This window comes from Salinispirillum marinum, assembly GCF_042650105.1.
Taxonomy (GTDB): Bacteria; Pseudomonadota; Gammaproteobacteria; order Pseudomonadales; family Natronospirillaceae; genus Salinispirillum; species Salinispirillum marinum.
Window position 1 is genome coordinate 30056 of record NZ_JBHSAL010000004.1, and the last position, 18898, is coordinate 48953.

Here is an 18898-nt window from a genome sequence, read left to right on the forward strand (position 1 = left end):
ATTCGTTGTCCATTACTTAAATTGCGCCAGGAACTTCAGATCATTCTCAAAGAACATGCGCAAATCGTTCACCCCATAGCGCAACATCGCCAAGCGTTCAACACCCATGCCAAACGCAAAGCCTTGATACTTCTCGGCATCGATACCGGCATAACGCAGCACTTCAGGGTGTACCATGCCGCAGCCCATAACCTCTAACCAGCCGGTGTGACTGCATACCCGGCAACCTTTACCGCCACAATGCACACACGCCATATCGACTTCTGCCGACGGCTCCGTGAACGGAAAATAACTGGGGCGGAAACGCACGGCTAGGTCTTGCTCAAAAAACTCGCGCAAAAATGATATGACCGTACCCTTCAAGTTCGCAAAACTGACTCGCTCATCCACCAACAACCCTTCCATTTGATGGAACATCGGGGTGTGAGTTAAGTCCGAGTCACAGCGATACACACGCCCAGGGCAGACAATACGAACAGGCGGCTCTTGAGCACTCATTACGCGCACCTGTACCGGTGACGTGTGGGTACGCAATAAACGGGTTGCATCGAAATAAAAGGTATCGTGCATTGCCCGCGCGGGATGGTGCGAAGGAATATTTAACGCTTCAAAGTTATGGTAGTCGTCTTCGACTTCAGGACCTTCCGCAACGCTGTAACCCATGCGGGTAAAGAAATCCGTCATGCGTTCTACGGTGCGCGTTACCGGATGCAGACCACCCTGCCCTTGCTGGCGACCAGGCAAGGTAATATCAACGGTTTCATGCGCTAACTTGTGCGCCAGCTCGGCATCTTCCAAAGCCGCTTTGCGTGCATTTAAGGCATCTGAAACCTGCTCTTTGGCCGCATTGATTAATGCACCGGCCGCCGGACGTTCTTCCGGTGATAATGCACCCAGTTGTTTAAGTTGAGCGGTTATCTCACCTTTCTTTCCCAACTTACGCACCCGCAATTCTTCCAGTTCGGCGGGTGATTCCGTGGCAGCAATAATTTTTAGCGTCTCTGCCACCAAGGTGTCCAGATTTTCCATGGATGTCTCAATCATTGGTTTTCGATAGGGTTACTATAGGGAAGTTGATCAAATAAGCAACTGAATTCTAAGGGGTTTTTACAATTATGATGAAAAAATGCACAACGTTTTCCGTCTATTTTATCGTTCAAGATACGACAAATGCATGACACCATAAACCGCAGCCGTTACCCTTTGCATTCGGTTTAAGCGAGCACGAGATGGCATGATAAACGATGTAATAGACATTGCTTTGGAAGCGGGCGACGCCATTTTGGCGATTTATCATCATGATTTCGACGTTGACCAAAAATCGGACAATACACCGGTCACTGCAGCCGATCTGGCCGCCAACCACCATATCGTTGAACGCTTAACGGCCCTGACGCCCGGCATGCCGATCCTCACCGAAGAGTCTGCGCTCGCCCCTTGGTCCGAACGTCAACATTGGTCACGTTATTGGCTGGTAGACCCACTTGACGGCACCAAGGAATTCGTCAAACGCAATGGTGATTTTACCGTGAACATTGCACTCGTAGACGCCCATGAGGCCGTCCTAGGTGTGGTGTTCGCCCCGGCGCGGCAAGAGCTCTGGTATGCTGTTGCCGGTCAGGGTGCTTTTTACCGTCGTACAACCGATCTGGCTAATCCCATCGAGCTGAAGACCTGCTCAGTACCCGACCAGGACCAACCCTGGCTTGCGCTGGGCAGCCGGTCTTTTCACGAAGATATCGTGCAAGCATTCTTAAATGACTTAGGGCCGCATACGTTAGCGCCCGTGGGCAGTGCCATCAAAACCTGCATGATTGCCGCAGGGCAAGCACATATCTATCCTCGCCTTGGCTTAACGTCAGAATGGGATACGGCGGCATCACAAGTCATCATTGAACAGGCAGGCGGCCTTCTGATCAACGCCGAAACCGGCCTGCGACTGCAGTACAACACCAAAGAATCTTTACTAAACCCATGGTTTGTGGCGGCCTGCGCGGACGACCCACGCTGGCGCCACAGTCTCAGTCGTATTAAGCGTTAAAGCACTTCTTCACCGAGGTGCAGTTGATGACGAATGTTGGCGAGCGTGCGTTCGCCGATGCCGCGAATGTTTAACAATTCGTCCACGGTTAGAAACGGGCCATGTTCTTCTCGATAGGCCACAATGGCATCGGCCCGTGCTGGCCCAATGCCCTGCAGAACGGTGGCCATTTTTTCGGCATCATCCAGATTGATGTTGACCATGACGATCAATTCATCATGCGTTTCATTGAGCACTTGCTCGGGAGTTTCTGCTTGCGCAATCGCAGCGAAGCCGAGCAAACAAGCGAATATAAAACGAATCGACAGCGTATTGACGTGTTTCATAAATCATTTCCTTTTTTAATTACGATGATGGGGCGGAGCGTCATCGTGACCGACTGCTTCCCTGATCCCTGCTCCTCGGCTCGTTGTTTGACGAGCTTGGCGTGGACTATGGCAAAAAATACTCGACCTAACAACTTGCCCTTAGGTTTAAGTTAACCCTGGGTATAGCTGTTGTCGTCGCGTTGGTGCGTTGCTTGCCAGGGTTGCACTCAGGTAACATTGGACTCGCTCTATTTGATGTGACCTACGCCCTACCGGACCCTAATCATGGCCAATATGCTCTTTCAGCGCGATATCGTCTCCATCACCGACTTGGACAAGTCAACCCTTGAACTGATCGTGAAAACCGCCGAAGCGATAAAGCAAGGAAACTACAAACCCTGGCTGAAAGACAAAGTATTAGCGAGTTGCTTTTTTGAAGCGTCCACCCGCACCCGCTTGTCCTTTGAAACGGCGGTGCATCGTTTGGGGGGCCAATTGATTGGGTTTTCGGATGGCAGCAACACCTCCGCCAAAAAAGGGGAAACCCTTGCCGATACCATCCGCATGATCGCGTCCTATACCGACGCCATCATCATGCGCCACCCGCAAGAAGGTGCCGCCCGCCTCGCCAGTGAGTTTTCTGATGTGCCGGTGATTAACGGTGGCGATGGAGCGAACCAGCACCCCACGCAAACCCTGCTCGACCTGTTCACACTGTATGAATGCCAGGACCGTCTTGAGGGGTTGAATATCGCGTTTGTCGGCGACCTGAAATACGGTCGCACCGTGCACTCGCTCGCCCAAGCCTGCGCGCACTTTGGCGCGCGTTACTATTTTATTTCCCCGGATGCGCTGGCAATGCCAGAATATCTGCTCGACGATCTATCGCGCCAAGGCGTCTATTACGAGCGCGCCGCCAACATTGAATCCATCATTCCCGAGGTCGACGTGATCTATATGACCCGGGTACAAAAAGAACGCTTCGATCCGACAGAGTACATGCACATCGCGTCGCAGTACGTTCTCAATGCCGCCATGCTCAATTCCGCGCAACCGCATCTACGAGTCCTACATCCGCTGCCCCGAGTAAATGAAATTGATGTATCGGTCGATACGACACCCCACGCTTACTATTTTCAACAAGCGGAAAATGGCGTTTATGCCCGCATGGCCCTGTTGGCGTTAATTCTGAACGAAACCCTTTAAGGAATGGATGAGAACCCCACCATGACTGACCATAAGTTACAGGTAGAAGCCATTCAACGCGGTACGGTGATTGACCATATCCCGCAGGGCAACGGCATTAAAATTGTGCACCGTATTCAAAAACTGGCCCCGCATGTACGACTGACGGTTGGTTTAAATCTGCCCAGTAAAGACATGGGGCAGAAAGACTTAGTGAAGGTCGACGACTGGCTATTTACCGAACAACAAGCCTATGAGTTAGCCCTGTTCGCCCCGGATGCCACCATCAATGTGATTGATCACTACGATGTGGTGAACAAATACAAAATGTCGTTGCCAGAACACCTAATTGGCGTGTTGACCTGCCTCAACAGCAACTGCATTTCGCACAATGAGCCCGTGCAGTCACACTTTAAGGTGTTCCAACACGGCGACCATGTACAACTGAAATGCCATTACTGTGAACGTACCTTTAGTGACAGCTTGTTTGCTTAAGGAAGCTCTGCACTAAAGCCTGATAATGGCGATCGCGTCGTTCAATTGGCGCGCAATGCTGTTCAGTTCATTGGCCCTTTCCGAGGTGGATTCAAAACGCGCTGCCAGCTCGGTGCCTTGATCGTTAATGCCATTGGTGCGCCGACTAATCTCTTCACTGGTCGCCTGTTGCTGTTCGGTTGACGCCGAAACTTGCAGGTTCAATTCCGATAGTCGGGTGACCGACTGCAAATAGCCTTCGAACATCTCATGTATGCGCTGAACACGGCCCGAAACCTCTGCAACGTTATGTTCGCTGGCTTGAATCGAGTTCACCGCGTCTGTTGAACCGGTCATCACCCGGTCAATTTTCTCGCGGATTTCTTGCGTACTCTGTTGTGTGCGGCTCGCCAGCGTGCGAACCTCATCCGCTACCACGGCAAAACCTCGCCCCTGCTCGCCCGCACGCGCGGCCTCTATGGCAGCGTTCAGGGCAAGCAAATTGGTTTGTTCCGCAATTTTTTGGATGACCTCCAAGATATCTTCAATACTCAACACATCTTCGTTCAGCCGCGTGATCACCTGTGCTGCTGAACGCATGGTGTCCGTCAGCTTATCAGATGACGTGACGGTCGCTTCAATCGACTGTTCAATCTCGTGTGCCGTACCCTCACTTTTGTTCATTTCGTCTGCAGCACTGCGAGTATTGTGCGCCACCTCACGAATACTGGCCGACATTTCGGTCAATCCGGTAGCAATAGACCCCAGATCCTGACTCTGCACATTTAAGGTATCACGCGTAATGTCCGTATCTTCCGCCGTACTTTGTGAAACTTCATTGATGCGTTCACTCACATCGGACACCCGCGTAACGATGCCTTTGAAATCATCGACCATAGTTTCAGTCGCGACAAATATTTCACCAATCTCATCTTTGCCGTACTGACCGACACTGGCTTTGAAGTCGCCTTCGCCGACGCGTTTCATGTAGTGACTCAAACGTCGGATGGGTTTGCGAATACTACGAATCACCAACCAGGAAACAATAATGCAGAGGGCGATGATTGCCGCCGTCAACGCCACAATGATGGTGCGGGAAACGGCGACGTTTGCCACGGCTTCCTGCGCGATTTGATTGACGCCCGTATCCAACAGCGTCGAAATGTTCTGCAACGATTGCGCCGAGAGCGCCAGATTTTCCTGCGCGGCTTCAATTCGACCGGGCAAGTTATTCCGTATTTCGACAAATAAATTCTTTTGCTGGGCAATCAGCCCCTCGTTGGACACCGTTAGGTCGTTTAGCTCGCGAAAGAAGGGCTCCAATTCCGAGTAATAGGCGTCAAAGGCGGCATCTGCATCGGCTTGATCGAGAATATCAAAGGTCAATCGGGCAACCCCATCGATGTTATCGCGCAACTGCGTCTGTAAATCCTCAATCACAGCCATACTATCAGCCAAGGAGACATTGATCGCCATCAGGATGGAACTGTCGAGCAAGCCATAAATCTGATAGGCCATCGCCTGCGCGGACGGCACGGTAATGTCGTCTCGATAGTTGGCAAACACCGGCGCTGCCCGGTTTCGAAGGTCTTGTAACTGGAGTCGCAATTCGTTGATCCTTTGCTCGCGCTCTAACGACCGTTGGTGAGTCTCCATATTGGTCTGAATTAACCCGATTTGTTCACTCGCCACGGTGAACGCCTGCTCCAGCTGTGCGGTTTGATCGCCCAAAGACGACAGCAACAGATCATTGGTGCCCAAACGGTCAACCAGTGCATTGAACTGCTCGACGTTTTGCGACATCTCATCTTCGATGATTGTCAGTTGTTCGCCTGCTCTGCTGTTGTAATGCTCGGCCGCCGCCGTACTGATCTGCAACAAGGCTATACGCGCTTCGGCCAAACTGGCCTTAGCCGGAATAGCGGCCTTGACCAGTCCGTCCAAGCCGGCATTAATACGGGTAAGGCCCATGAGGCTGGCGACGGAAATCGCCATGACCCCAATCCCCAGCAAACTAAAGCCATAGGTCAAACGTTTAGCAATGGTGAGCCGAGCCCAGTTTTGCCATTGAATGCTCGCCATAGGACAACCTCGAACATTTTAAGGTGACTTTGTTTTTATTTTTATTTTTTGCGTCGACGATCAGTGCTTGTGCCCGCAACTTTCCCCGGCACCGTGACTGTGGCCACAACCCGAGCCATGACTGTGCCCATGCGAACCACCGGTCACGATACCGCCATGCACCGTCTTTTTACTTTGAATGGAACCATAGCGCGGTGTTTCGCGGCTGTTGGAGTACATTTGTTTTGCCAATGCCACATTGGACGCACACCCGCATGCGGTGGCGGCCGGGCTCTTGTAGTCAATCTGTACGTGCTTCTTTAAGCCCTTCATGTGCAGCGCCGGAGCACTGGCAATGATCCGTTCAATGGCCTCACCGGTTTCAGGATGGTGATCCATTGCACCGTCATTCATACCGTGAAAAATTTCAAAAATTTCTCCAGAATCTACGGCGCGATAATGATAGGTTGGCATGGTGTTTTCCTCTGGCTCAATACGTTAATAAGGGTTTGCGACGAACAAGTCTTGCGCCGGGAACAGCGTAATGACTCTGCACCCGTCTGCCGTCACCACGACTTCTTCTTCAATCCGGGCCGCGCCATTACCATCGGCCGCCGGACAATAGGTTTCCAGGGCGAACACCATGCCCTCTTGCAATTCAAACGGATTTTCGAAGGACACCAAGCGGCTGATGATAGGACGCTCATGCAAGGCTAAGCCAAGGCCATGCCCGAACTGCAGTCCGAACGCTTCCATTTCACTTTGAAAGCCGAACTCTTGCGCTGCGGGCCAGACCGCCGCAATTTTATCGGTCGTCATTCCCGGCCTTACCAGACTGATGGCCGCATCGATCCATTCACGCGCTTTTCGATAAGCATCAACCTGCGCTGGCGTTTTACTGCCGACATTCAGGGTGCGGTAGTAGCACGTACGGTAGCCCATGTAGGACTGAATGATGTCAAAGAACGCCTGATCACCCGGGCGATACATGCGGTCGGTAAAATTGTGCGGGTGCGGGCTGCAGCGCTCACCGGACACCGCATTAATCGCTTCTACATCGTCCGATCCGTTGTCATAGAGAAACTTATTGGCAATCGCCACCAGTTCGTTTTCACGTTTGCCGGGTTTCAAATTGTCGGCAATCAGTTGATAGCAACCGTCCACCATAGCCGCCGATTGATTGAGCAGAATAATTTCATCCATGCTCTTAATCTGTCGCGCATTTAACATGACCTGCTGCACATCGCGCACGTCCAAGCCTTCTTTTTGCAAGGCAAACAGCATCGGCGGTTCACACACGTCCACCCCGATGGGCATATCCGCGACACCTTCCGACTTCAATATATCGTGGATTTCCTTGGCTGCATTGGCGAACAGACCTGCCTCTTCTGCCACGGAACCTCTTAAACCCAACATACCAGCACGCCAATGGTCATTATCGAACCACGGGTTATGAATCCGGTGGTGCGCGGCTGCGCTGCCGAAGTCCCACAGATAGGGATCGGAATTACCGGTGAACAACGCATAGCGACAGATCTTATCGCGGCTCCATTCACCGATCACACTGCTGGTGAGATAACGAATGTTGTTGTTGTCGAAACACAGCATGGCACCCAAGTCAGATTCACGCAGTGACTGTCTGGCCCGTTCAACCCGATATTTATGCAGCCGACGGAAATCAACCCGCTCCTCAAAATCCACGTTCATCCGTCCGGGTGCGGGAATGGGGCGATTCCAATTCCAGCGCGGATCCAATGCATCGGTATCAATGATACTGGGCTCAACAATGATATTTTTACTCATGATATATCCCTCACATAGGGTGTCGTGCTCGACCTTTTCACGGCAGGACACAATATTGATTATGGTTATTTAGGTGTAATTCCGGATATCGCTTGAATCAGGCTCTCTTCTGTCACCTCGTCGGCCGAGAACGTCCTGATGATCTTTCCTGCATACATGGCCACAATACGATCGGAGACATGCAACACTTCGGGCATCTCAGAACTGATGACGATGACGGCGTAACCCGTTGCCGCCAGCTCACGAATGAGTTTGTGAATTTCCGACTTGGAGCCAACATCGATGCCCCGTGTAGGTTCATCAACAATCAGCACCTTGGGATGCATAGACAGCCATTTACCGATGACGATCTTTTGTTGGTTACCGCCCGACAGATTGCCGACCGCCTGCTGCCAACCGGGCGTGCGGATATCAAGACGGTCCCGATACTGGTCAAAAATGGCAATCTCAGCCCCATCAGAGACAAAAGGACCGGCCGTCATGTCTTGCACTTGCGGTAGCGTCATGTTGTCGCGGCAGTTCATGCCGAGGATCAGCCCCTGCCCCTTACGGTCTTCAGGCACCAAGGAAATGCCCTCTTGAATGGCCTTGGCTGGCGAGTTCAGGTGCGTTTCCTTCCCTTCGATTAAAATCTGCCCTGCACTCGGTTGGCGCAGACCGAAAAGTGTTTCCGCAATTTCTGTGCGGCCCGCACCCACCAAGCCATAGAAGCCCAACACTTCACCGGCACGGACATAGAAATTGATGTTTTGATAGACCGAACCGCAACTCAGGTCACGCACCTCAATGGCCACTTCGCCCAAATCGTGCTCAACCGCCGCGCGCGACAGATCAAGTTTGCGACCGATCATTAACTGGGTAATGTCTTCTTCCGATGTATCACCGGTCGGCAACGTTTGTTGGTATTGGCCGTCGCGCAACACGCTGACGCGGTCGGTGATTTTGAAGATTTCTTCCATCCGATGAGAGATGTACACAATGCCGACACCTTGTGCTTTCAGGTCGGCAATTACATCAAACAACACTCGTTTCTCGGCATCCGTCAAAGATGCGGTCGGCTCGTCAAAAATAACAGCCTTCGCATTGACGGTCAGCGCTCGCGCGATCTCCACCATTTGTTGATTGGCGATCGACAGCTCGCCGACCCGCGTGTCGGAGGTGAAATTCACATTCAGCCGGGCCAGAATGTCATCGGTTTTCTTGTACAGAGAGGCCCAATCGACACGCCCGAACGACAGTGTCGGCAGTTCGCCCAAATAGACATTCTCTGCCACCGAAAGCTCATCGGCTAAGCTAAGCTCCTGGTGAATGAATACGATACCCTTTTGTTTGGCATCAATCGGGTTCGCCATGACGACCGGCTCTTCACCGACAAAGATTTGGCCTTCATCGGGTTGATAAATCCCCCCCAACACTTTCATCAGTGTTGACTTCCCGGCCCCGTTTTCCCCCATTAAGGCATGGACTTCACCCGGCATCACAGACAACGAAACGTTGTCGAGTGCCTTGACCCCAGGAAAAGTCTTGGTGATGGACTCAAGACGGAGTGCTGGCATTGGTTGTGTCATACGTTAAGCTCCTGTGCACCCTTCTGATTGATCTTCCGATCAATGTACAGAACCACAATTAATATCAGGCCAATGACCAGGTTCACGGTTGACGTGTCGGCACCGATGTAGCCCAGCCCTTTGCGTAATAATTGAATGGCCAGAACACCACCGAGCGTACCGATAATGGATCCCGAACCACCGGCCAGTTTGGTACCACCCAACACCACGGCGGTGATCACCCAGAGCTCATACAGTTGCCCATCATTGGGGTTCACCGAACCGGATTCGGAGTAAAAGACCACGGCAGACAAGGCCGCGAGAAAACCGATCAGCATGAAGTTCAGCATCATGTGTGGCCCAACCCGAATACCGGCATTCACCGCCGCCACCCGATTGTTGCCCACCGCATAGGCATTGCGACCATGCACGGTGTAGCGGGTAATCAACCATACGATCAACACGCTTAACGCCAGAAACCAGGTCGCGGTATGGAAGCCGAGAAACTGGGCTTCTGCGAAGTCCACCAGCGTCCAGTTCAAGTGTGACGTAGGGTTCTCGCCATTGAACATGAACACCAAACCGCGATAGCCCAACATGGAACCTAGGGTGACGATGAAGGCATCGACGCCAGTCTTCCAGACGATCAAACCGTTCAACGCGCCCAACACAACACCCGCCGCCAAGGCCAGAAGCCAACTGACCGGAATCACCCAGTCACCCAGTCCGGCGAAGATTGGCCAGGTCAGACTGTCGAGCAGAATAATGCCCGCAATAGCAAAGACCGCACCCACACTGAGGTCGATGTTGCCGTTCACCATCACCAAGGTCATACCCACCGCGATGATGCCAATCGGCGCTGCTTGTTTGAGCAGCAACAGCATATTGTCGAGATCCATGAACGCCGTATCGGTTAACGACAGGAAGTGGCCCGCGACACTGAAGAAGATCAATTCAATGACGATGAAGATCCAGATCGCACTGGTGCTCAGATGACGTTTAATAAAGACTGAATTCATTGCCGACTCCTATATCGAGGCCCAAAATTTGCCGCGTTTCACGGCGATATCGAGCCATACAGCGAGGATGATAATGATCCAGGTGATGACAAATTGTACGTAGAACGGATAGCCCATCAGCAACAGCCCGTTTTGAATAAAACCGAGCATCAACACACCAATCACTGTTTTGAAAATGGTGCCTGATCCGCCGAGCAAGGATGCGCCACCCAAAATCACGGCAGCCAAGACTTCAAGTTCAAGCCCTTGGCCTACCGTGTTCTGGCTCCCCATGGAGCGACTGGCCTGCATCAAGCCTGCGGTCGCCACACAAAAAGCCGAAATCAAATAACAGGAAAATACTGTGCGCGCCCGTGGCACGCCGGAAAAAATCGCCGCCGTAGGATTGCCGCCTACCGCATATACCTTGCGGCCAAACGGTGTCCTAGCGAGCAAAATACCCAGAAACGCCGCCAATAAGACAAACAACAAAATAGGCACGGGTACGCCAAGCACTTCACCCTGCCCAAAGAAACTGAACCAGGTACCACTCTTATCGGCGATGTCCATATTCTTGCCGCCAGAATACATCAGCGTTAAGCCATGAATGGCGGACAACATACCTAAGGTAACGATCAGCGAATTCAGTCGTAAATAGCCGACCAAGTAGCCAATGAAACCGCCCAAGGCAAGGACCATCAGGTACATCGTTGGTATGGCTAGGGTCACGCCGATCTGGTCGTGTAAATCCAGCACCACAATGGTTGCGAAGGACATCATTGAGCCGACCGACAGGTCGAGATTACCGCTGATGACCACGAAGGTTACGCCCAATGCCATCACGCCGAGAATTGCCGACGAACGGACAACACTTTCTAAGTTGCCGATCGAGACGAATCTGGAGTTGGCCAAGGCAAAGATCACCATAAACACGACAAAGGCAATTAAAATACCGTGCTTGCCGAGAATGGTTAGAATTGGCTTATTGGCTAGGTTTGCCATATCAAGACCCTGATACGTTTATGATTGTATTTGTTCCAGGGACCCGGGCGCTCATGGCATGAACACCCGGGCCTTCTTTCAAGAAAAAACGGTGCCCGAAGGCACCGGAGCGCAACACCACGTTTAGAACACAGGCTTAGTAAATTCGCTCATGTTGTCTTGCGTGATTTTGGGTGTATCGAAGTAGTTCAAGAAAGGTACATCTTCACCGTTCAGAATATCCACGGCGGTTTGCAGCGCCGCTTGCGCATCGTCGACCGGTGATTGGTAAATAGAACCCCAGTATTCGCCCGCCGCCATAGCGTCGTAACCTACCGCGAAGTTCGTTGCACCGACAAAGATGATGCCTTCACGACCGGCCGCGCGGGCAGCATTCAATGCGCCTACGCCCATGTTGTCGTCACCGGCGTACACGCCATCGATGTCATCGTACTTCACTAGGAAAGCTTCCATAACTTGCTGCGATTTCTCACGGTTCCAGTCACCGGGTTGTGTTTCCACAATTTCTACATTAGGGCACACTTCAGGCAGGCGTTCCTCGAAACCACCAGCACGCTCAATGGCAGTGGTGTAGCCGGGTTGCCCGGTAATGTGAACCACTTTTGCTTCGTTCTCGATACCCATGTCTTTGAACTTGTCGCACATGATTTCAGCCGAACGACGACCTTGGGTCACGTTGTCTGGGCCGGAGAACGAACGGATGAAGTCGAAGCCATTTTCAGCAATGTTCGAGTTGGTCACCACGACGGGAATCCCGGCACGATGCGCCCGGCGAACAGCAGGAATAACCGCTTCACCATTGGTTGGCCAGATGATGATGGCATCCACGTTTTGCTGGATGAGGTCATCCACTTGGGCAATTTGGCGCGCTACATCGCCACCCGCATCCAGTACAACTGCGCGGACGTCAGGGTTGGCATCGGCGGCGGCAATAAAGGCACGCTCGTAGGTTGTTTGATAACTGTCCACACCCACATTATTCTGTGTAATACCAATGCGCATCTGTGCAGTGGCAAAGGCAGGACCCATCAGAATGGTGGCCGCTAAGGCGGACGTCAGTAGTTTTTTAGTGCTCATAGTTTATCTCCGTTATTTTTGTTGTGTTTCGCTACGTCGAAGCTGTATTAACAGGACGGAATGCTTGTTTTGCATTCTCAATGTGAAACCAGCGAGATAACCATACTCCCGTTTGCCAAGCTGAAAACCCCCTAAGATATCCATTTTGGATATATCAACATCCATATTGGACATCATAATGGTTAATATGATTAGGTACTGAGAGTATATTCATTTCCCATAAGAATTATGTTCAGTCCGCGAGAATATCCGTATCACTGAACGAGGCTTGGAGCGGTTCGTATGTCGTCAGCACAGCACAATTCGGTCGATCGAATTTCGGTTTTGGCCGCCCCAGACGAAGGGCTTCTGCGCTTTCTGGATTATATGGACGAGCATTTGCTGGCGTTTGAATCCGCGCATCCGTTGTTTAAACCCAACGCACACATTCGCATGTGCGCAGAACTGTTACGGCGCCATTTCCAAGGCAAAATAACGTCTCCCACCCTATTGGTGGATATCAGCGGTGTTCCCTATGCAACGGCTACGCGTCGGCTAAATGAATTGATTGAATCGGGTTTGATCAACCGTCGGGCGCGCCATAAAAGCGAGCGCAGTTTTACGTTGCACCCCAGCGATCAACTGTTAACGCTGTGGATTCAGTTGGCGAGAGATAACCAATTATTGATGAACGATACCATCAACTTATCGGACGATGCGTCGGAGTCGAATGAACGTTTTTATGGCAGTGCCTATTTCAGTGAACGGGTTGGCCCACCCCTGAATGTCTTAAGCAGCCCACTGGTATTGGCCGGTGGATTGCGCATGTTGTCGCACAGCGACCCAACGTTCCTGATCATGAACAATCTGAAGCGCCACTTCGAACTGATCGTGGGTTGCCCGATTCATTACCGCTCTTATTCACTCGACAAGCTGTATGACGAAGCCGTGGAAAATGCCAGTCGTGACAAAAGCAGTTACGATTTGGTCGCGGTCAACTTCCCATGGATCGGTGAATTTGCCGAACGCGGTATGCTCTTACCGCTGGATGAATTGATCGATATCGATGCCTTGAACCCGGCTGACTTTCACGCTGCGAGCTGGCGGGCGTCGCATTGGGGTGGCCGTTGCTATGGCATTCCAGTGGAGACCACCTCGGAAGTTTTGATGTACCGCAAAGACTTATTCGCGGAAGAAAATCTGGAACCCCCTTCAACCATTACCGAGCTGTTGGCTGCGGCGGAAAAGCTCCATAAGCCGGAGCAACAAATTTATGGCATTGCCTGGAATGGCGCCAGAGGCACGGCGCTCAGCCATACCTTTATGATGGCCATGGCCGACTATGGACAACCGATCATTGACCTAGCGCCAGACGGCGAAGAGTTCTCGATTGCCGGGCTGGGGAACCGCAAATACCGCTCGATGATCGACTCAGACGCTGGTTTGTCGGCAGCCAAATTCTTGCTGGAACTGATCAAATACTCGCCCCCTGGCATCTTGAACATGTCATGGTACGAGCGCACCAAAAGCTATGCCCAAGGCCAGGTGGCCATGGCTTACAGTTTTTCCCAGATGACGCCGTACTTTGAATACGATGACAACTCACCGGCCAAAGACAATACCGGCTTTATTCCACACCCGGCCGGATCAGGCAAAAAGCCCATTTCGCCGCTCGGTGGCTTTGTACTCGGCATCCCCAGCAATTTGAGCGAGCGCCGGATCGAAGAAGCCGCCATTGCGCTGGAAACCTTTACCTCGGAACGGGCACAAAGCCTGTATGTAAAAAACGGTAGCCGGGGCTGTTCGCGCTATTCCGCAAGCGAAGACCCGAACATCCGCACTACCTCACCCATTTTTGATGCAATTGATCAATTGGCCATGCAAGACCAACTGCAAGCCTGGCCAAGACCACCGACTCCCGAGTTTGGAGCGATCACCCAATTTTGTGGGGTCGTATTACACGAAATGCTGCGTGGGGTGATCACCCCCGAAGAAGCTGTAATGCGCTCACATGAAGGTGTTCAGAAACTCATCCAAAACTGGCAATAACAACCCATTGATTCATAAAAACAAGACTGGAGATAACCATGGATTCGAAAAGACTGGCTGGCAAGAACATCGTCATCACAGGCGCCGCACAAGGTATGGGAGCGGCCAACGCCGTCACCTTTGCCGAACAAGGCGCCAACGTGGTATTGGGTGACTTAAACATAGAGGGCGCGCAAGTTGTCGCTGAGCAGATTAATGCCAAAGGCAACGGCAAAGCCATTGCGGTTGCCATGAACGTGACCAAACGGGAAGACCACGCTGCCGCCGTGCAAGCCTGTGTCGACGCTTTCGGTTCGCTCAACATTTACCTGAACAACGCAGGCGTCAACAAGCCCAAAATGTTCATGGATATTGATGACGCCAACTGGGACCTGATCATGAACGTGAACACCAAAGGCGTGCTCTATGGCATGCAAGAGGCCACGCGGCAGATGATCAAACAAGGCCCAATGGCCGATCACCCTTACAAAATCATTAACGTGGGCAGCATTTTGTCGCGCACCACCTTTCTCGACGTTATCCCTTACGGCTGTTCTAAACACGCCGTTCTGGCACTGATCACTGGCGGCGCGAAAGCACTCTGGGAACACAATATTACCGTGAATGGCTATGGCCCCGGTGTGGTCAAAACCGAGTTATGGGAACAATTGGATAAAGATCTGGTGGAAATTGGCATGTTCAAAGAAGAAGGCCAGTCCATGGACCATCTGGCAAAAACCATGATTCTGATGAAAAAGCTGTCAACACCCGACGACGTAACCGGCACAGCATCCTTCCTATGCTCGGACGACAGTGACTACATGACCGGTCAGTTGATCATGATCGACGGCGGTATTGTCATGCAATAAGGCCCGTTGGCGAACAGCCAAGAACACGGCGGGGGCGGTGTAGCCATAACGCCCCCTTCCGTGTTGACTGATGCGTTTTGCGCAATATCCGGGCAACGAAATTAACACGCCCTCACGTCTGCCCTGCCCAAAGAGCCGGCCAATGATCCAGGGCTGCTAAGCCAACAACGAGGTTTGCAATGAGAAAAGCGAAAAAAACACTGAGCACAGACGATGCATTGCGAATGTTTCGCCAAATGGTTCGTATTCGGACCTTTGAGAACAATGCGAATCAACTCTATTTATCCGCCAAAATGCCAGGACTAACCCACATGTATTCTGGCGAGGAAGCGGTTGCGGTGGGCATCTGCGAAGCGCTATTGCCGACCGACAAAATTACCTCAACGCACCGTGGGCACGGCCATTGTGTCGCCAAGGGTGCAGACTTCAAAGCCATGTTTTGTGAGCTGCTGGGGCGTGAAGAAGGCTACTGCCGGGGTAAAGGCGGTTCCATGCACATTGCCGATCAATCCAACGGCAACCTCGGCGCGAACGCCATCGTGGGCGGCTCCATGGGCATCGCCACCGGTGCGGCATTGACCTCGAAGCTACAAAAGACCGGCGATGTCGCAGTGTGCTTCTTTGGTGATGGCGCCACCGCCCAAGGTTTGATGTATGAAGTCATGAACATGGCGGCCTTGTGGAATCTTCCGGTTATTTATGCTTGTGAAAATAACGGCTATTCCGAATACACAAAAACGGAAGAAATTGCCGCCGGCTCCATCGTCGCCCGTGCTGAAGCCTTTGGTATTGAGTCCTACCAAGTAGATGGCCAGGACGTGATCGCGGTCCACGAGCTGTCACAAAAGTTGGTTGAACGAGCGCGCAAAGGTGAAGGTCCGTTTTTTCTCGAACTCATGACTTATCGCTACCACGGCCACCATGTGGGTGACATCAACCGTGAATATTACCGGGCCAAAGCGGAAGAGCAGGACTGGCGGGACAACAAAGACCCGATCATCCGCATGCGCGCCTGGCTAGTTGAGAACGACTATGCCACCGAAGACGCGTTAGACGCCCTGCACAAAGAAGTTGAAGCAGATGCCGAACAAGCGGTGGCTTACGCCTTGAACGCACCGTACCCAGATGCCGCAGAAGTGGATATGCATGTATTCACCGATGTCGAGCATGTCTTAGCCTAAGGGGAATAAAATGCGACAAATCACATTATCTAAAGCGGTCAACGAAGCGTTGGCTGAAGAAATGCGCCGCGACGAATCGGTCATTATCCTTGGGGAAGACGTAGCAGAAGCGGGTACACCCTTTAAAGTGCTGTCCGGTTTGGTGGAAGAATTCGGTACCGAGCGGGTGATCGATACCCCAATCTCCGAACCCGGCTTCATGGGCATTGGGGTCGGTGCTGCGATGACCGGGCTGCGTCCGGTGGTGGACTTGATGTTCGGCGACTTTATTTTTTTGGTTATGGACCAGTTGTGCAACCAAGCCGCTAAAACGCACTACATGTCTGGCGGTAAACTGAGCGTGCCCTTGGTTCTGCGGACCAACATGGGCGCCACCCGGCGTTCGGCGGCGCAACACTCGCAATCGTTGCACGCCATTGTCGCCCACATCCCCGGCTTGAAAGTCGCCATGCCCTCCTCCGCCTATGAAGCCAAAGGTCTGTTGAAAACGGCGATCCGTGATAATAACCCGGTGGTGATTTTCGAAGACAAATTGATGTACCAGGATGCCGCAGGCGTGCCGGAGGAGGAATACACCATTCCTTTTGGCGTTGCCAATGTAAAACGCGAGGGTACCGACATTACCTTAATCGGCACCTCATCTATGGTGCAAGTCTGTGAAGAAGCGGCCGAGCTATTGGCAGCGGACGGCATAAGCGCCGAAGTGATCGACCCGCGCACCATCGTGCCCTTGGACGAGAAAACGCTGGTCGAATCGGCCAAGAAAACGGGCCGGGTCATCGTAGTCGATGAGGGCCACCAAAGTTTTGGCGTGACCTCTGAAATCGCCAGCCGGATCAACGAAAAAGCCTTTTACTATTTGGATGCCCCAACCACACGCATTGGCGCTATGGATGTTCCTATTCCCTTCTCGCCAGCGCTTGAAGACCTCACGGTGCCCACCGCAGAACAGGTCTATGAGCAGGCTAAAAAGCTTGTCAGCGGGGAGTTGATCCATGCGGCATGAAATCATCATGCCAGCCCTGGGCATGGCACAAGATACGGGAACCCTCATCGCATGGCATAAGGCCGAGGGCGAAGCCGTAAAACAGGGCGAGACGTTGTTCGAAGTCGAAACCGACAAAGCCACCATGGAGGTTGAGGCGCCGGCCAGTGGCTTTTTGGTGGGCATCAGCGCCCGCGATGGCGATGAAGTGCCGGTCGGACAGGTCATGGCGTTGATCAGTGATTCCGCGACCGTGACGGAAGCGGATAAGAAGGTAACGGCCTCAACGAGCGCCACACCCGCAGTGCCTGCGGCCAATGCCGATGCGGAAACCTTACCGGAAGGCAAGGCCATCATCATGCCGGTACTCGGCATGTCGCAAGACACGGGTGTTCTGGTGCGCTGGCTCAAAGCCGTCGGCGATAAGGTACAAGAAGACGATACGCTCTTTGAAGTCGAAACCGACAAAAGCGTGGTTGAGGTTCCCGCCGGTATGAATGGCTACCTCGTGGCACGTTTGGCGGCGGGTGGCGATGAGGTGCCTACGGGTGAAACCATTGCCATCATCAGTGCGGAATCATCCGCGAATACCGTCGATCGGGCTTACGCTCAGGCAGGTTCACCACCGACAGTTGAAGCCTCGGCACCGACGGTCGAGCCCTCACAGGCCCCGGCGAAACCGACCCCGTTAGCGCCGCCCCCACCCAAGACCATGCAGCACGCGCCTAGATCATCGAACGGTAAAATCTTAGCATCACCGAAGTTGAAACGACTGGCGCTGCAAGCAGGATACGATTTGCGCTTGTTGGCGGAAACCACACGTCCACAGCCGTTCCATGCGCGGGATTTCGAAGCACTCAAACAGGCCCATGAAGCGCAGTTGGCAACCCGTAGCTCAGGTCAAACCTACAACGCGCCGAACCGGCTGTCTGCCCGCGTCGCGGCACAGGATTTTGCGGCGTTCTTGGCGTGGGCCGAGGAGCATGTTGAGGCTTGTTCAGCGGAACAGGTGCTGGCAACCTTCGCCGGTGCCAGTCTCGCAACGGCCGCCCGGGTGCGGGTGGATAGCCGAGGCCACAGCGCAACCTTTGTTACCCACCAACAACTCTCGGCCACGGCACCGTCGGAAGGTGAACCCGATGTCATTGTCCATGATCTCCGAGACACCTTTATTTCCTCTACGGAGTTGCAACCCGACGCGGCACCGGTGATCTCGATTGTCGGCTCCCAAGACGAATTAACCCTGACATTGACCTGTATCGATTCCCAATTGTCGGGGAAGGACGCCGCCGTCTTTCTCAACAACTTTGCTGGGCGTATAGCAGAGCCACTCCAGCACCTCTTTTAAGGTAAGGTATTG

At 52.7% G+C, this 18898-nt stretch carries 17 protein-coding genes; 8 read left to right on the forward strand and 9 right to left on the reverse strand.

What is annotated here, in order from left to right; genetic code table 11:
• Positions 1-12: 12 nt before the first annotated feature.
• Positions 13-1029, reverse strand: coding sequence for a phenylalanine--tRNA ligase subunit alpha (gene pheS / locus ACFOSD_RS13255; RefSeq protein WP_380698359.1), 1017 nt, complete (start codon positions 1027-1029; stop codon positions 13-15).
• Positions 1030-1234: 205 nt separating this feature from the next.
• Here pheS and cysQ point away from each other — a divergent pair, with 205 nt between their 5' ends.
• Complete coding sequence (gene cysQ / locus ACFOSD_RS13260; RefSeq protein ID WP_380698357.1) at positions 1235-2041, forward strand: 3'(2'),5'-bisphosphate nucleotidase CysQ; 807 nt, start codon at positions 1235-1237, stop codon at positions 2039-2041.
• On the opposite strand, the gene ACFOSD_RS13265 is transcribed toward cysQ, so the two are convergent.
• On the reverse strand, positions 2038-2367 hold the full coding sequence (locus ACFOSD_RS13265) for a ComEA family DNA-binding protein (protein ID WP_380698355.1): 330 nt from the start codon (positions 2365-2367) through the stop codon (positions 2038-2040). The two genes, cysQ and ACFOSD_RS13265, sit on opposite strands and share 4 nt — an antisense overlap.
• Before the next feature lie 267 nt (positions 2368-2634).
• Between ACFOSD_RS13265 and pyrB the strand changes: the two genes are divergently transcribed.
• A complete protein-coding gene (gene pyrB, locus ACFOSD_RS13270; RefSeq protein WP_380698353.1) occupies positions 2635-3555 on the forward strand; it encodes an aspartate carbamoyltransferase in 921 nt (306 codons plus the stop codon).
• A 21-nt stretch (positions 3556-3576) separates the two neighbouring features.
• Positions 3577-4029: an aspartate carbamoyltransferase regulatory subunit gene (gene pyrI, locus ACFOSD_RS13275; protein ID WP_380698351.1), complete on the forward strand. Its 453-nt coding sequence runs from the start codon at positions 3577-3579 to the stop codon at positions 4027-4029.
• 12 nt (positions 4030-4041) lie between these two features.
• On the opposite strand, the gene ACFOSD_RS13280 is transcribed toward pyrI, so the two are convergent.
• From ACFOSD_RS13280 to ACFOSD_RS13310, 7 genes are all read right to left on the reverse strand, one after another.
• Positions 4042-6090, reverse strand: coding sequence for a HAMP domain-containing methyl-accepting chemotaxis protein (locus ACFOSD_RS13280; protein ID WP_380698349.1), 2049 nt, complete (start codon positions 6088-6090; stop codon positions 4042-4044).
• Positions 6091-6150: 60 nt separating this feature from the next.
• Positions 6151-6543 (reverse strand): FmdB family zinc ribbon protein, encoded by a 393-nt coding sequence (locus ACFOSD_RS13285; protein WP_380698347.1) that lies wholly within the window; start codon positions 6541-6543, stop codon positions 6151-6153.
• 24 nt (positions 6544-6567) lie between these two features.
• Positions 6568-7872: a M24 family metallopeptidase gene (locus tag ACFOSD_RS13290; protein ID WP_380698345.1), complete on the reverse strand. Its 1305-nt coding sequence runs from the start codon at positions 7870-7872 to the stop codon at positions 6568-6570.
• A 65-nt stretch (positions 7873-7937) separates the two neighbouring features.
• Positions 7938-9440, reverse strand: a complete 1503-nt coding sequence (locus ACFOSD_RS13295; RefSeq protein WP_380698342.1) for a sugar ABC transporter ATP-binding protein — start codon at positions 9438-9440, stop codon at positions 7938-7940.
• On the reverse strand, positions 9437-10438 hold the full coding sequence (locus tag ACFOSD_RS13300; RefSeq protein ID WP_380698340.1) for an ABC transporter permease: 1002 nt from the start codon (positions 10436-10438) through the stop codon (positions 9437-9439). The genes ACFOSD_RS13295 and ACFOSD_RS13300 overlap by 4 nt, the downstream gene beginning before the upstream one ends.
• 9 nt (positions 10439-10447) lie before the next feature.
• A complete protein-coding gene (locus tag ACFOSD_RS13305; protein WP_380698338.1) occupies positions 10448-11419 on the reverse strand; it encodes an ABC transporter permease in 972 nt (323 codons plus the stop codon).
• Between the two features lie 123 nt (positions 11420-11542).
• Complete coding sequence (locus tag ACFOSD_RS13310; protein WP_380698336.1) at positions 11543-12496, reverse strand: sugar ABC transporter substrate-binding protein; 954 nt, start codon at positions 12494-12496, stop codon at positions 11543-11545.
• A gap of 282 nt (positions 12497-12778) precedes the next feature.
• Between ACFOSD_RS13310 and ACFOSD_RS13315 the strand changes: the two genes are divergently transcribed.
• From ACFOSD_RS13315 to ACFOSD_RS13335, 5 genes are all read left to right on the forward strand, one after another.
• Complete coding sequence (locus ACFOSD_RS13315; RefSeq protein ID WP_380698333.1) at positions 12779-14524, forward strand: extracellular solute-binding protein; 1746 nt, start codon at positions 12779-12781, stop codon at positions 14522-14524.
• A 38-nt stretch (positions 14525-14562) separates the two neighbouring features.
• Positions 14563-15372 carry an SDR family NAD(P)-dependent oxidoreductase gene (locus ACFOSD_RS13320; protein ID WP_380698331.1) on the forward strand — a complete coding sequence of 270 codons (810 nt, stop codon included), beginning with the start codon at positions 14563-14565 and terminating at the stop codon, positions 15370-15372.
• A gap of 179 nt (positions 15373-15551) precedes the next feature.
• Entirely contained in the window at positions 15552-16553 is a 1002-nt protein-coding gene (locus ACFOSD_RS13325; protein WP_380698329.1) for a thiamine pyrophosphate-dependent dehydrogenase E1 component subunit alpha, read from the forward strand.
• Between the two features lie 10 nt (positions 16554-16563).
• Positions 16564-17559, forward strand: a complete 996-nt coding sequence (locus ACFOSD_RS13330) for an alpha-ketoacid dehydrogenase subunit beta (protein ID WP_380698327.1) — start codon at positions 16564-16566, stop codon at positions 17557-17559.
• Complete coding sequence (locus ACFOSD_RS13335; protein ID WP_380698325.1) at positions 17549-18886, forward strand: biotin/lipoyl-containing protein; 1338 nt, start codon at positions 17549-17551, stop codon at positions 18884-18886. Before ACFOSD_RS13330 ends, ACFOSD_RS13335 begins: the two co-directional genes overlap by 11 nt.
• The last annotated feature ends 12 nt before the right edge of the window (positions 18887-18898 follow it).